The sequence below is a fragment of the Pseudomonas shahriarae genome (genome assembly GCF_014268455.2).
Classification (GTDB): Bacteria; Pseudomonadota; Gammaproteobacteria; order Pseudomonadales; family Pseudomonadaceae; genus Aquipseudomonas; species Aquipseudomonas shahriarae.
In genome coordinates this window covers 3,713,508-3,728,536 of record NZ_CP077085.1, presented here as the reverse complement: position 1 = coordinate 3,728,536, position 15,029 = coordinate 3,713,508, and the positions used below count along the sequence as shown (strand labels likewise).

Genomic DNA, 15,029 nt, shown 5'->3' with positions numbered 1-15,029 from the left:
AAGGGTGCCGTTCTGTTTACTGCTTGAGCCTAAGCGATCAACCCGCCATCACCGCATGCTGCACCAGGGTGAGCAACGGTTGTGGGTAGACACCCAGGAAGAACGCCAGCAGGGCAATGGCCAGCAGCATCACGCCACCGGCTTTTTGCTCCCAGTGCAGCTCGGCGTCCACACGGCGCAGGTTTGGCTCGATCAGGTACAGGGTGACCATCACGCGCAGGTAGTAGAACACGCCGATGGCGCTGCCCAGTACCAGGGAGGCTACCAGCCACCATTCGTGGGCTTCAACACCGGTCGCGACGATGTAGAACTTGCCGATAAAGCCGGCGGTCAGCGGGATACCGGCCAGGGACAGCATCATCACGGTCAGCACGGCGGTCAGGTACGGACGGCGCCAGAACAGGCCGCGGTATTCGTACAGGGCGTCGGCGTCCCGACCTTTGTAAGGCGAGGACATCAGGGTGATCACGCCGAACGCACCGAGGCTGGTGATCACGTAGGTGACCAGGTACACGCCGATGGCTTCCACGGCCAGGCCTTTGCTCGCCACCAGGGCGATCAGCAGGTAGCCGAAGTGGGCGATGGACGAGTAACCCAGCAGACGCTTGAGGTTGTTCTGGGTCAGGGCCAGCAGGTTACCGAACAGGATCGACGCAATGGCGATCACGGTCAGCACGTCGCTGAGTACGCCGGTGTTGGCGGCAGGGGAGATCTGGAACAGACGCACCATCACCGCAAACACTGCAACCTTGGACGCGGTAGCCAGGAACGCGGCTACCGGTGCCGGGGCGCCTTCGTACACGTCCGGGGTCCACAGGTGGAACGGTACCAGCGACAGCTTGAACGCCAGGCCGATCAGCATCATGGCCAGGCCCAGTTGGGCAAGCGGCGCAGGCATGCTGGTGGTGGCCAGTGCGTGGCCGATACCGCTGAAGCTCAGGCTACCGGCTTCGGCGTAGAGCAGGGCCATACCGAACAACAGGAACGCGGAACCGGCGGCCGACAGCACCATGTACTTGATGCCGGCTTCCAGGGAGCGCTTGTTGAAGAAGGCGTAGGCCACCAGGCCGTAGGTCGGGATCGACAGCAGTTCCAGGCCGATGAACAAACCGGCCAGGTGCTGCGCGCTGACCAGCACGATACCGCCGGCCGCAGCCAGCAGGATCAGCAGGTACAGCTCTTCGCGGTTGCCCGGGTAGCCGGTGCCGCCTTCGCCGAGGTAAGCGTGGGCGAGGGTGACGCAGGCCAGTGTCGCAACCAGGATCAACGCGGTGTACAGCAGCGCGAAGTCATCGATCATCACCAGCGGGGTCACCGCCAGTGGGGCGACCTTGAGTGCCGGGATAATCGACAGCAAGGCCAGGTTCAGACCTGCGGTAGACAGCAGGAACGTCTGTGAGTGATTGCGGCGCCAGGCGATTGCCAGCATCACCACCACAATGGTGAGGCTGGTAATCAGCAGCGGCGCAAGCGCGATAAAGTGTTGGATCGTGAATTCCATAGCGCTCTTACCGGGCCGAAGCGAGTTGAGTGAAGGCGGTGCTCAACCACTGCTGCACGCCATGCATCGTGGCGGCAGAGGTGTCGAGGAACGGTTGCGGATACACGCCGATATACACCAGCAATGCCGCAAGGCCGAGCACCATGATCAGTTCGCGAGCATCCATCCCTTTAAGGACAGCGTCCGACTTGGTCGGGCCGAAGTAGGCGCGGTGGATCATGATCAGCGAGTAGACCGAACCGAACACCAGGCCGGAGGTGGCAATCGCGGTGATCCATGGCGCACTGACGAAGCTGCCCATCAGGATCAGGAACTCGCCGACAAAGTTACCGGTGCCCGGCAAGCCCAGGGAGGCGGCTGCAAAGAACAGGCTGATCGCCGGCAGGTAGGCGATACGCGACCAGATGCCGCCCATTTCACGCATGTCACGGGTGTGCAGGCGCTCGTACAGTTGGCCACTGAGGATAAACAGTGCGGCTGCCGAAACACCGTGAGCCAGCATCTGGATCACCGCGCCTTGCAACGCCAGCTGGCTGCCGGAGTAGATGCCGATCAGTACGAAACCCATGTGGGAAACGGACGAGAAGGCAATCAGACGCTTGATGTCGGTTTGTGCGAAGGCCAGGAACGCGCCGTAGAAGATCCCGATCAGACCCAGGGTCATGGCAATCGGCGCGAACTCGGCCGAAGCATTCGGGAACAGCGGCAGGGCGAAACGCAGCAGGCCGTAGGCCGCCGTCTTCAACAGGATACCGGCCAGGTCCACGGAACCTGCGGTGGGTGCCTGGGCGTGAGCGTCAGGCAACCAGGAGTGGAACGGTACCACTGGCAGCTTCACCGCGAAGGCGATGAAGAAACCGAGCATGAGAATGTACTCGGTGGTCATCGACATCTTGGTTTTCAACAGGTCGGCGTAGTTGAAGGTAATCACGCCGGTGTTGTTGAAGTTGACCAGGACCAGGCCCAGGATCGCCACCAACATGATCAGGCCGGAAGCCTGGGTGAAGATGAAGAACTTGGTCGCCGCGTAGATCCGGGTTTTCTTGCCGTCCGAAGAACTGTGACCCCAGAGCGCGATGAGGAAGTACATCGGCACCAGCATCATTTCCCAGAAGAAGAAGAACATGAACAGGTCCAGCGCAAGGAACACGCCGACAACGCCGCCCAGGATCCACATCAGGTTCAGGTGGAAGAAGCCCACGTGACGCTCGATTTCTTTCCAGGAGCAGAGTACCGAGAGGATACCCAGCAGGCCGGTCAGCAGGATCATCAACAGCGACAGGCCATCGAGGGCCAGGTGCACGTTGATGCCGAAGCGTTCGATCCAGACGTGCTTGAATTCAAGCGCGAAGGTTGGATCGACACCCGGTGCCGGAGCAAATGAATAGTCGCCATGGGCCCACAGCCAGAGGCCGAGTGCGAGTTCCAGGGACATGGTCAGCAACGCAATCCAGCGGGGCAGGGTAGCGCCGAAGCGCTCGCCCATCCAGCAGAGCAGGCCGCCGATAAAAGGGATCAGGATTAGCCAGGGCAGAATCATGACGGGCTCGTTTCCTTTCGCAAGTTCGCAAAGTTCATATCAGACCGCTACCACTACGATGGCGCCGATCACCAGCACGGCACCGGCCGCCATGGAAGCTGCATACCAACGCAATTGGCCGGTCTCGGTGCGGCTCAGGGCGGTGTGACCGGCCTTGGCGGCACGCGGGATCAAACCAATGGTCTGGTCGAGCGGGTCTTTGCGCAGTACATGGCTGATCGCAAGGTAAGGCTTGACGAACAGTTTGTCGTAGATCCAGTCGAAGCCCCAGGCAGCGAACCACCAGGCCGAAAGGAAGCGGCCAATGCCACTGTTGGCCACGGCAGTGACGAAGCGACGCTTGCCGAGGAACAACATGGCCGCCAGCAGGATACCGGCGATGGCGATGGCGCCCGAGGCGATTTCCAGGCTGTGCTTGGCGTCGCCGCCGGCATGCCCGACGCTTTGTGGCAGTACGCCAGCCAGTGGCGGGGTGATCATGGCGCCGACGAAGGTCGACAGGATGATCAGCACCGACAGTGGCAGCCAGTGGGAAATGCCGTGACCTGCGTGGGCTTCGGTCTTGGCTTCACCGTGGAACGTGATGAAGATCAGGCGGAAGGTGTACAGCGAGGTCATGAATGCGCCAACCAGACCGGCGTACAGCAGGCCTTGGTTACCGCTGGCAAAGGCTTCCCAGAGGATTTCGTCTTTGGAGTAGAAACCTGCGGTCACCAGTGGCAGGGCTGCAAGCGCCGCGCCGCCGACGATGAAGCTGGCGTAGGCCAACGGCAGTTTCTTCCACAGGCCGCCCATCTTGAAGATGTTCTGCTCGTGGTGGCAGGCAACGATCACCGCACCGGACGCGAGGAACAGCAGGGCCTTGAAGAAGGCGTGGGTCATCAGGTGGAAGATCGCGCCGTCCCAGGCGCCGACGCCCAGGGCCAGGAACATGTAGCCGATCTGGCTCATGGTCGAGTAAGCGAGGATCCGCTTGATGTCGGTCTGCACCAGCGCGGCGAAGCCGGCCAGCACCAGGGTCACGCCACCCACCAGGCCCACCAGGTGCAGGATTTCCGGCGCCAGGGTGAACAGGCCGTGGGTACGGGCGATCAGGTAGACACCGGCGGTCACCATGGTGGCGGCGTGGATCAGTGCCGAAACCGGGGTAGGACCGGCCATGGCGTCTGCCAGCCAGGTTTGCAGTGGCAGTTGTGCCGACTTACCGACAGCGCCGCCCAGCAGCATCAGGGTCGCCAGGGTGATCCAGAAGTCGCCGACCTGGAATTTCTGCGGTGCCAGCACCAGCAGTTCCTGGATATTCAGCGTGCCCACCTGTTGGAACAGGATGAACAGGCCGATGGCCATGAACACGTCGCCGATCCGGGTCACGACAAACGCCTTGAGTGCCGCGTTACCGTTGTTGCGGTTGCTGTAGTAGAAACCGATCAACAGGTACGAGCACAGGCCCACGCCTTCCCAGCCGAAGTACAGGAACAACAGGTTATCGCCCAGCACCAGGAACAGCATGCTGGCGATAAACAGGTTGGTGTAGGCGAAGAAGCGCGAGTAACCGGCCTCACCGCGCATGTACCAGGACGCGAACAGGTGGATCAGGAAGCCCACGCCCACCACCACGCCGAGCATGGTGATCGACAGGCCGTCGACGTAGAGGGCGAAGTCAGGCTTGAAGCCTTCGACCGCCATCCACTGCCACAGCACCAGGGTGTAGTGACCCGCTTCTGGTGGCGCAACGTTGAATTGCCAGATGACGTAGGCGGCGACAATCGCCGACAGGCCAATGGAACCCACGCCGACCAGGGCCGAGAGGTTTTCCGACCAGCGTCCACGGGAGAACGACAGCAGCAGGAAACCGATCAGGGGAAATACGAAAGTCAGAAAGATCATGTTCATCCGCGCATCTCACTGGCAGCGTCGATATCAAGCGTGTGGAAGCGACGATACAGTTGCAGCAGGATCGCCAGGCCAATACTGGCCTCGGCGGCTGCCAGGCTGATCACCAGGATGAACATCACTTGCCCATCCGGCTGGCCCCAACGCGCACCCGCCACGATGAAGGCCAGTGCAGCAGCGTTCATCATGATTTCCAGGCTCATCAACACGAACAGAATGTTACGGCGAACCATCAGGCCGACCAGGCCAAGGCAGAACAGGATGCCGGCGACCGCCAGACCATGCTCCAAAGGGATAGCAGGCATCGTCATTGCTCCTTGGCTTCGTTGCGGCCCAAGTGGAAGGCAGTGATGGCTGCAGCGAGCAGCAGCATCGAAGCCAGTTCGACCACCAGCAGGTACGGGCCGAACAGGCTGATGCCCACGGCCTTGGCGTCTACGGTGGTGTGGCCGATGGCCTGGCCGCTCTGGTGAGCGAACAGTACATACAGCAGTTCAGCCAGCAGCAGCGCCGCCAGGATCACCGGGCCAAGCCAGATGCCGGGCTTGAGCCAGACGCGCTCCTGGGCGACCGAAGCCGGCCCCAGGTTGAGCATCATCACCACAAACACGAAAAGCACCATGATGGCGCCAGCGTAGGCGATCACTTCCAGGACACCGGCAAACGGTGCGCCGAGGCTGAAAAAGGTCATGGCCACGGCGATCAGCGAAATGATCAGGTAGAGCAGGGCGTGCACGGGGTTGGTGTTGGTGATCACGCGAAGCGTGGACACCACTGCAATACCCGATGCGAAATAGAAAGCGAATTCCATCTTTCTTCCTTAAGGCAGCAAGCTCTTCACGTTGATCGGCTCGGCTTCGTTTTGTGCGGCGCCCTTGGGCTTACCGGCAACGGCCATACCTGCAACACGATAGAAGTTGTAATCAGGGTTTTTACCGGGACCAGAGATCAACAGATCTTCTTTCTCGTACACCAGGTCCTGACGTTTGAACTCGGCCATCTCGAAATCCGGTGTCAGCTGGATTGCGGTGGTCGGGCAAGCTTCCTCGCAGAGGCCGCAGAAAATGCAGCGCGAGAAGTTGATGCGGAAGAAGTCCGGGTACCAGCGACCGTCTTCGGTTTCAGCTTTCTGCAGGGAGATACAGCCAACCGGGCACGCCACGGCGCACAGGTTGCAGGCTACGCAACGCTCTTCGCCATCAGGGTCGCGGGTCAGTACGATACGGCCGCGATAACGCGGCGGCAGGTACACCGCTTCTTCCGGGTATTGCAGGGTGTCGCGTTTGCGAAAGCCATGGCCGAAAACCATCACCAGGCTTCGCAACTGGGTACCGGTACCCTTAACGATGTCGCCAATATATTTGAACATGGGTCAAATCCTCACTGAACCGCGCCCGCTGGCGTGTTCAACAACACAACGGCAGCAGTCACCAGCAAATTGATCAGGGTCAGCGGCAGGCAGAAGCGCCAGCTGAAATCCATCACCTGGTCGTATCGTGGACGCGGAATGGAAGCGCGCAGCAGGATAAACAACATGATGAAGAACGCGGTCTTGAGGAAGAACCAGAAGAACGCCAACTGCGGCAGGATGCCGAACGGACCGTGCCAGCCGCCGAAGAACAGCGTGACCAGCAGGGCCGAGATCAAGATGATGCCGATGTACTCACCGACGAAGAACATGCCCCATTTCATGCCGGCATATTCAATGTGGTAACCGTCGGCCAGTTCCTGTTCCGCTTCGGGCTGGTCGAAAGGGTGACGGTGAGTCACGGCCACGCCAGCGATGAAGAAGGTACAGAAGCCGAAGAACTGCGGAATGATGAACCACAGGTTCTGTGCCTGGTACTCGACGATGTCGCGCATGTTGAACGAGCCCACCTGCACCACGATGCCCATCAGCGCCAGGCCCATGAACACTTCGTAGGACACAGTCTGGGCCGAGGCCCGCAAGCTGCCCAGCAGGGCGAACTTGTTGTTACTGGCCCAGCCGGCGAACAGCACCGCGTAGACCGACAGACCGGCCATGGCGAAGAAGAACAGCAAGCCGATGTTCAGGTCCGCCACGCCCCAGGTCGGGGTGATCGGGATGATCGCGAAGGCGATCAGCAAGGCGCTCATGGCCACGACCGGTGCCAGGGTGAAGATCACCTTGTCGGCAAACGGCGGGGTCCAGTCTTCCTTGAAGAACATTTTCAGCATGTCGGCAGCGATCTGGAACATACCAAATGGGCCAACGCGGTTCGGACCGTAACGGTCCTGCCACCAGCCCAGCAGGCGACGTTCGACGAAGCTGAGCAGGGCGCCCGCGACGACCACGGCCAACAGGATCACGATGGCCTTGACGACCGAGATGATCACGTCGATCACTTCAGGGGTGAACCAGGTCATTGCGCTGCCTCCTGCAGACCGTCAACGGTTTGGCCAAAGATCGCAGGAGGAATCCCGGCGAGGCCTTTTGGCAGTGCAACCAGGCCAGCACCCAGCTCGTCGTTGATGCGCAGCGGCAGACGCAGGGTCTGGCCGGCTACGTTCACGCTGAGTAGGGCACCATCGTTGACGCCCAGGCGATCGGCTTCGGACTTGGCCACGGACACGTAGGCTTGTGGAATGCGCTCTTGCACCGGTGCGGCTTTGGAAGAGGTCTCTTCGCTGCCGAACAGGTGGAAGAACGGCACAACCTGCCAGGTGCCCTGGGCCGGGTTGAACGGACGCGGTACTGCAGCGAACCAGTTCAGCGAATCGCCGGTGCTTTCGATCAGGCGGGTGCCCGGGTCGCCAGCGCGGATATGACCACCGACTTCGTCCTGGAACTTGTTCCAGGCCTGCGGCGAGTTCCAGCCCGGCGACCAGGCAAATGGCACCTGCTGACGGGGCTCGACCGAACCCGAGTAGCCTTCCATGGAGAAGGCGAACGCGGTGTCGTTGTCTTGCGGGGTACGCGGTTCGTGCACGCTGATATCCGCGCGCATGGCGGTACGCCCGGAGTAACGCAGCGGTTCACGGGCCAGCTTCATGCCCTTGATGCGGAACGCGGCGGACGGTGCGGCATCGACGATACGCGCCAACTGCGGTGCGCTCGCGGCGACGGCTGCGGTGACGTGGTCGAGCTGGGTCCAGTCGATCGGCTGGTTCAGCAGGGTTGCGCGCAGGGCATGCAGCCAGCGCCAGCCTTCGTGAACCAGGATGCTGGCGTCCATGTACTTTGGATCGAACACCTGGAAGAAGCGCTGGGCGCGGCCTTCCTGGCTGACCAGGGTCCCGTCGCCTTCGGCGAAGGTGGCGGCTGGCAGCACCAGGTGGGCGCGGTCGCTGGTGGCGGTCTTCTGGTGATCGGCGACGATCAGCACTTTGGCAGCATTCAGCGCGGCATCGACCTTGGTCGCATCGGTGCGGGTGTACAGGTCGTTTTCCAGTACCACGATGGCGTCCGCAGTGCCGTCGATCACGGCTTGCAGGGCGCTGTCCAGGGACTCGCCACCGAGCATGGCCAGGCCAAGGCTGTTGGCTTCCGGCACGACCAGGCTGATGGAGCCGTTCTTCTCGCGCAGCTTCAAGGCTTTGGCGATGTTGGCGGCGGCCTCGATCAGCGCCTTGGAACCCAGCGAGGTACCGGCAATGATCAGTGGACGCTTGGCCGCCAGCAGGGCATCGGCGATGCGCTGGGCCAGGGCTGCAGCTTCTGCGTCCAGGCCTTCGACGGCAGGGGCGCTGGCGTCGAGGGCGTGGGCCACGGCGAAACCGATGCGAGCCAGGTCGTCGGGCGCTGCGTGTACGCATTCTTCGGCGATATCGTCGAGCTTGGTTTCAGCCAGGCTGGCGATAAACAGCGGGTTCAGCGCGTGCTGGCCGATGTTTTTCACCGCGGCGTCGAGCCACGGCTGGACGCGCATGGCGTCGGCCATTTCTTCGGCCTTGCCTTTGACCGACTGGCGCAGCGACAGGGCGATACGTGCGGCGGTCTGGGTCAGGTCTTCACCGAGCACGAAAGTCGCGTCGTGGTCTTCGATGTCGCGCATGTTCGGTACTGGCAGCGGGCTGTCATTGAGCACTTGCAGGACCAGGCGAATGCGCTCCAGCTCACCGGCTTCGATACCGCTGTAGAAGTGCTCGGCGCCTACCAGCTCGCGCAACGCGTAGTTGCTTTCGAGGCTGGCGCGTGGCGAACCGATACCCACGATGTTGCGCCCGCGCAGCAGGTCAGCGGCTTTATCCAGCGCCGCGTCCAGGCTCAGCTTGGCGCCATCGGCCAGCAATGGCTGGCGAGGGCGGTCTTCGCGGTTGACGTAGCCATAGCCGAAACGGCCACGGTCGCACAGGAAGTACTGGTTGACCGAACCGTTGAAGCGGTTTTCGATGCGACGCAGTTCGCCATAGCGCTCGCCCGGGGAGATGTTGCAACCGCTGGAGCAGCCATGGCAGATGCTCGGCGAGAACTGCATGTCCCACTTGCGGTTGTAGCGCTCGGAGTGGGTCTTGTCGGTAAACACACCGGTCGGGCAGACCTCGGTGAGGTTGCCGGAGAACTCGCTTTCGAGCACGCCGTCTTCAACGCGACCGAAGTACACGTTGTCGTGGGCGCCGAATACGCCCAGGTCGGTGCCGCCGGCGTAGTCTTTATAGAAGCGCACACAGCGATAGCAGGCGATGCAGCGGTTCATTTCGTGGGAAATGAACGGGCCGAGGTCCTGGTTCTGGTGGGTACGCTTGGTGAAGCGATAACGGCGCTCGTTGTGGCCGGTCATCACCGTCATATCTTGCAGGTGGCAGTGACCGCCTTCCTCACAGACCGGGCAGTCGTGGGGGTGGTTGGTCATCAGCCATTCGACAACGCTGGCGCGGAACGCCTTGGATTCATCATCGTCGATGGAAATCCAGGTGTTGTCGGTGGCCGGCGTCATGCAGGACATAACGATACGACCACGGGTGTCGTTTTCGTCGGTGTACTGCTTGACCGCACACTGGCGACAGGCACCGACGCTACCAAGCGCGGGGTGCCAGCAGAAATAAGGGATGTCGAGGCCTAGTGACAGACACGCCTGTAACAGGTTGTCCGCCCCATCGACTTCGAGCGCTTTGCCGTCTACGTGGATAGTGGCCATGGTTCAAAGTTCTTCGTTGGCCCGTTGTCAGCGGGCGTGGCTAATGGAATCTTGTTATTCATGTGCATCAACACAGCCTTCAAGGCGTCAGCACATGACAAGGCGAAGGGCACGGACCCTTCGCCTATTGAAGCGTTACGCGCCGACTACGATCGGCTTTGCCAGAGGCGGGACGGCGGCGCTTTTGGGCGCGATGCCGGCTTCGAACTCCGAGCGGAAGTACTTGATTGCGCTGCCCAGTGGCTCCACGGCGCCCGGTGCGTGAGCACAGAAGGTCTTGCCCGGGCCGAGGAAACCCACGAGGCCCAGCAGGGTCTCGATATCCCCCGGCTGGCCTTCGCCTTTCTCGATCGCCATCAGGAGTTTGACGCTCCATGGCAAGCCATCGCGGCACGGGGTGCAGAAGCCACAGGATTCGCGAGCGAAGAACTGCTCCATGTTGCGCAGCAGCGAGACCATGTTCACGGTGTTGTCCACCGCCATCGCCAGGCCGGTACCCATCCGGGTGCCCACCTTGCCGATGCCGCCGGCATACATCTGTGCGTCGAGGTGCTCGGGCAACAGGAAACCGGTGCCGGCGCCGCCTGGCTGCCAGGCCTTGAGGGTGTAGCCGTCGCGCATGCCGCCGGCGTAGTCCTCGAACAGCTCACGGGCGGTCACGCCGAATGGCAGTTCCCACAGGCCAGGGTTCTTGACCTTGCCGGAGAAGCCCATGAGCTTGGTGCCCATGTCTTCGCTGCCTTCGCGGGCCAGGGATTTGTACCAGTCCACGCCGTCGGCGATGATCGCCGGCACGTTGCACAGGGTCTCGACGTTGTTCACGCACGTAGGCTTGCCCCACACGCCAACGGCGGCAGGGAAGGGCGGCTTGGAGCGTGGGTTGGCGCGGCGGCCTTCGAGGGAGTTGATCAGGGCGGTTTCTTCACCGCAGATATAACGCCCGGCGCCGGTATGCACGAACAGTTCGAAGTCAAAACCCGAACCGAGGATGTTCTTGCCCAACAGGCCTGCGGCCTTGGCTTCGGCCACGGCACGGTTCAGGTGCTTGGCGGCGGTGGTGTATTCGCCACGCAGGAAGATGTAGCCCCGGTAGGTTTTCAGCGCACGGGCACTGATCAGCATGCCTTCGATCAGCAGATGGGGCAGTTGCTCCATCAGCATGCGGTCTTTCCAGGTGTTGGGCTCCATCTCATCCGCGTTGCACAGCAGGTAACGGATGTTGATGGATTCGTCTTTAGGCATCAGGCCCCACTTCACACCCGTGGGGAAGCCTGCACCACCGCGACCTTTAAGGCCTGCGTCCTTCACGGTCTGGACGATATCGTCCTGGGCCATGTCGGCAAAGGCTTTGCGCGCTGCGGCGTAACCGTTCTTGGCCTGGTACTCGTCAAGCCATACCGCCTCGCCGTCGTCACGCAGGCGCCAGGTCAGCGGGTGAGTCTCGGCCGAACGCTTGATCAGGTTGGCGGGACCAAAAGAAGTCAGGGTCATGGGTAGCCCTCGAGCAATTGGGTGACGCCAGCAGCCTGGACGTCACCGAATGTGTCGTCGTCGATCATCAACGCCGGCGCCTTGTCACAGTTGCCCAGGCAGCACACTGGCAGCAGCGTGAAGCGACCGTCTGCTGTGGTTTGGCCCAGGCCGATGCCCAGCTTGCTCTGGATCGCGTCGACCACCGACTCGTGGCCGCCGATGTAGCAGACCATGCTGTCGCACACGCGAATGATGTGGCGACCGACCGGCTGGCGGAAGATCTGGCTGTAGAACGTCGCCACGCCTTCCACATCGCTGGCCGGGATGCCGAGGATCTCGCCGATGGCGTAGAGGGCACCGTCGGGTACCCAGCCACGTTCCTTCTGGACGATCTTCAAGGCTTCGATCGACGCCGCGCGCGGGTCTTCGTAGTGATGCAGCTCGTGCTCGATGGCCGAGCGCTCGGTTTCACTCAAGGTGAAACGGTCTGTCTGGATAAGCGTGCTGTTCATGCTTAGCGGTCCACGTCGGCCATAACGAAATCGATACTACCCAGGTACGCAATCAAGTCCGCGACCATCTCGCCTTTGATCACCGAAGGGATCTGCTGCAAGTGGGCAAAGCTTGGGGTACGAATCCGGGTGCGGTAGCTCATGGTGCCGCCATCGCTCGTCAGGTAATAACTGTTGATACCCTTGGTCGCTTCAATCATCTGGAAGGACTCGTTGGCCGGCATGACCGGGCCCCACGAGACTTGCAGGAAGTGCGTGATCAGGGTTTCGATGTGCTGCAGGGTGCGCTCTTTAGGCGGCGGCGTGGTCAGCGGGTGATCCGCCTTGTACGGGCCGGCCGGCATGTTGCGCATGCACTGCTCGATGATTTTCAGGCTCTGGCGCATTTCTTCGACGCGCACGATGCAACGGTCGTAGGCATCGCCGTTGGCCGCCAGCGGGACTTCGAACTCGAAGTTCTCGTAGCCGGAGTACGGGCGCGCCTTGCGCAGGTCGAAATCGCAACCGGTGGAACGCAGGCCAGCACCGGTGACACCCCATTCCAGGGCCTCCTTGGTGTTGTACTGGGCGACGCCGATGGTCCGGCCCTTGAGGATGCTGTTATCCAGCGCAGCCTTTTGGTACTCGTCCAGACGCTTGGGCATCCAGTCGATGAATTCCTTGACCAGGCGCTCCCAGCCGTTCGGCAGGTCGTGGGCCACACCGCCGATGCGGTACCAGGCCGGGTGCAGGCGGAAGCCGGTGATGGCTTCGATGACCTTGTACGCACGCTGACGGTCGGTGAAGGTGAAGAACACCGGGGTCATGGCGCCGACGTCCTGGATATAGGTACCCAGGAACAGCAGGTGGCTGGTGATCCGGAAGAACTCGGCCATCATGATGCGGATGGTGTCGACGCGGTCCGGAACCTTGATGCCGGCCAGCTTCTCGACCGAGAGCACGTACGGCAGGTTGTTCATCACGCCGCCGAGGTAGTCGATACGGTCGGTGTACGGGATGAAGCTGTGCCAGGACTGGCGTTCGGCCATTTTCTCGGCACCACGGTGGTGGTAGCCGATGTCCGGTACGCAGTCGACGATTTCTTCGCCGTCCAGTTGCAGGATGATGCGGAAGGCACCGTGGGCCGAAGGGTGGTTCGGGCCCAGGTTGAGGAACATGTAGTCCTCGTTGGTGCCGGAGCGTTTCATGCCCCAGTCTTCCGGACGGAAGCGCGCCGCTTCTTCTTCAAGCTGCTGCTTGGCCAGGTTGAGGCTGAACGGATCGAATTCGGTGGCGCGGGCAGGGAAGTCCTTGCGCAGCGGGTGACCTTCCCAGGTTGGCGGCATCATGATGCGCGTCAAGTGCGGGTGGCCCGGGAAGTCGATGCCGAACATGTCCCAGACTTCGCGTTCGTACCAGCTGGCGTTCGGCCAGATACCGGTCACGGTCGGGATGCTCAGGTCGCTTTCCGACAGGGCGACCTTGATCATCACGTCGCTGTTACGTTCCAGCGACATCAGGTGATAGAACACGGTGAAATCAGCGCCGCTCGGCAGCCCCTGGCGCTTGGTGCGCAGACGCTCGTCCACGCCATGCAGGTCATAGAGCATGACGTACGGCTTGGGCAGGTTGCGCAGGAAGGTCAGGACTTCGACGAGCTTGGCACGCGCCACCCACAGCACCGGCATACCGGTGCGTGTGGCCTGGGCAGTGAAGGCGTCAGGGCCAAAACGGTTATTGAGTTCGACGACCACATCCTGGTCGTCTGCCTTATAAGGCGGGATGTACAGAGCACTGCCTGTAGTCATGGTTTTTTATCGCTTTCGGTCAACGTAAAGAATGAAGCCAGGTTTTCGTTCTATAAAAGAAGCGGTTCTGGATCAGACTTCGTCGGGGCTGCGCAGGTTGGTGACTGCGATTCGCTGTTCGCGGCGCTGTTCCTTTTGTGACGGCATCTCGGCGCGGTACACGCCTTGATCGCCGACAACCCAGGACAGTGGGCGACGCTCCTTGCCAATCGACTCCTGCAGCAGCATCAAGCCTTGCAGGAAAGCTTCAGGGCGGGGCGGGCAGCCAGGCACGTAGACGTCCACGGGCAGGAACTTGTCGACCCCCTGAACCACGGAGTAGATGTCGTACATGCCACCGGAGTTGGCGCACGAACCCATGGAGATAACCCACTTCGGCTCGAGCATTTGCTCGTAGAGACGCTGGATGATCGGCGCCATCTTGATAAAGCAGGTACCGGCGATAACCATGAAATCCGCCTGACGCGGCGATGCCCGGATAACCTCGGCGCCAAAGCGCGCGATGTCGTGGGGCGCCGTGAAGGCGGTGGTCATTTCCACGTAGCAGCACGAAAGGCCGAAGTTGTAAGGCCACAGGGAGTTCTTACGCCCCCAGTTGACCGCGCCACTCAGCACGTCTTCCAGCTTGCCCATGTAGATGTTTTTGTGGACTTGGTCTTCTAACGGATCGGAGACGGTTTCCCGCTCGCCGATGGGGTACTGATCGTTAGGAGCATCCGGGTCGATCCTGGTGAGATTGTATTGCATCGCCAAAGCCTCATTGTTTCAGCTTCGCTTGCCGCTTGCGACGAGCTTCCGGAGCCCAGTCAAGGGCGCCCACTCGGAACAGGTAGACAAGACCTGCCAACAGAATTGCTATGAAAACGAGAGCTTCGACGAATCCGGTCCAGCCGCTTTCGCGGACGGACACAGACCAGGCAAAGAGAAAGAGGGCTTCGATATCGAAGATCACGAACAGCATCGCGACCAGATAGAATTTGGCTGAGAGCCGCAAGCGGGCGCCACCTGTAGGTAGCATGCCGGACTCGAACGGTTCGTTTTTGCTGCGGCCCCAGGCTTTTGACCCGAGGAGGCTGGAAACACCGAGCATGAAGGCGCAGAGGCCGACAACACCGAGGAGGAAAATGGCAAAGCCCCAGTTGTGGGCCATGAGTCCTGTCGCTTCGGTCATGCTGGAAATCCTTAACAGAGAGCAAAGGTCTCTGAGCTCGAAAAAGTAACGAC

Annotated in this window: 13 protein-coding genes; all 13 read right to left on the bottom strand. The window is 61.3% G+C overall.

Going from position 1 to position 15,029, the window contains the following annotated elements; genetic code table 11:
• Positions 1–37 precede the first annotated feature (37 nt).
• Entirely contained in the window at positions 38–1,501 is a 1,464-nt protein-coding gene (nuoN, locus tag HU773_RS16475; protein WP_057441395.1) for an NADH-quinone oxidoreductase subunit NuoN, read from the bottom strand.
• Between the two features lie 7 nt (positions 1,502–1,508).
• Complete coding sequence (gene nuoM, locus HU773_RS16470; RefSeq protein WP_057445263.1) at positions 1,509–3,041, bottom strand: NADH-quinone oxidoreductase subunit M; 1,533 nt, start codon at positions 3,039–3,041, stop codon at positions 1,509–1,511.
• Positions 3,042–3,080: 39 nt separating this feature from the next.
• Positions 3,081–4,934 (bottom strand): NADH-quinone oxidoreductase subunit L, encoded by a 1,854-nt coding sequence (gene nuoL / locus HU773_RS16465; RefSeq protein WP_029293339.1) that lies wholly within the window; start codon positions 4,932–4,934, stop codon positions 3,081–3,083.
• Positions 4,931–5,239, bottom strand: coding sequence for an NADH-quinone oxidoreductase subunit NuoK (nuoK, locus tag HU773_RS16460; RefSeq protein ID WP_003174727.1), 309 nt, complete (start codon positions 5,237–5,239; stop codon positions 4,931–4,933). The genes nuoL and nuoK overlap by 4 nt, the downstream gene beginning before the upstream one ends.
• Before the next feature lie 2 nt (positions 5,240–5,241).
• On the bottom strand, positions 5,242–5,745 hold the full coding sequence (gene nuoJ, locus HU773_RS16455) for an NADH-quinone oxidoreductase subunit J (RefSeq protein WP_017476146.1): 504 nt from the start codon (positions 5,743–5,745) through the stop codon (positions 5,242–5,244).
• A 9-nt stretch (positions 5,746–5,754) separates the two neighbouring features.
• Entirely contained in the window at positions 5,755–6,303 is a 549-nt protein-coding gene (gene nuoI, locus HU773_RS16450; RefSeq protein WP_003174725.1) for an NADH-quinone oxidoreductase subunit NuoI, read from the bottom strand.
• 11 nt (positions 6,304–6,314) lie between these two features.
• A complete protein-coding gene (nuoH, locus tag HU773_RS16445; RefSeq protein ID WP_017737147.1) occupies positions 6,315–7,322 on the bottom strand; it encodes an NADH-quinone oxidoreductase subunit NuoH in 1,008 nt (335 codons plus the stop codon).
• Complete coding sequence (nuoG, locus tag HU773_RS16440) at positions 7,319–10,033, bottom strand: NADH-quinone oxidoreductase subunit NuoG (protein ID WP_128593589.1); 2,715 nt, start codon at positions 10,031–10,033, stop codon at positions 7,319–7,321. Before nuoG ends, nuoH begins: the two co-directional genes overlap by 4 nt.
• Positions 10,034–10,168: 135 nt before the next feature.
• Positions 10,169–11,524 carry an NADH-quinone oxidoreductase subunit NuoF gene (gene nuoF / locus HU773_RS16435; RefSeq protein ID WP_057441397.1) on the bottom strand — a complete coding sequence of 452 codons (1,356 nt, stop codon included), beginning with the start codon at positions 11,522–11,524 and terminating at the stop codon, positions 10,169–10,171.
• Positions 11,521–12,018: an NADH-quinone oxidoreductase subunit NuoE gene (gene nuoE, locus HU773_RS16430; protein ID WP_057441399.1), complete on the bottom strand. Its 498-nt coding sequence runs from the start codon at positions 12,016–12,018 to the stop codon at positions 11,521–11,523. The genes nuoF and nuoE overlap by 4 nt, the downstream gene beginning before the upstream one ends.
• Before the next feature lie 2 nt (positions 12,019–12,020).
• Positions 12,021–13,805: an NADH-quinone oxidoreductase subunit C/D gene (gene nuoC / locus HU773_RS16425; protein WP_033896875.1), complete on the bottom strand. Its 1,785-nt coding sequence runs from the start codon at positions 13,803–13,805 to the stop codon at positions 12,021–12,023.
• Positions 13,806–13,877: 72 nt separating this feature from the next.
• Complete coding sequence (locus tag HU773_RS16420) at positions 13,878–14,552, bottom strand: NuoB/complex I 20 kDa subunit family protein (protein ID WP_012724951.1); 675 nt, start codon at positions 14,550–14,552, stop codon at positions 13,878–13,880.
• Positions 14,553–14,562: 10 nt separating this feature from the next.
• Entirely contained in the window at positions 14,563–14,976 is a 414-nt protein-coding gene (locus HU773_RS16415; protein WP_003219575.1) for an NADH-quinone oxidoreductase subunit A, read from the bottom strand.
• Positions 14,977–15,029: the final 53 nt, after the last annotated feature.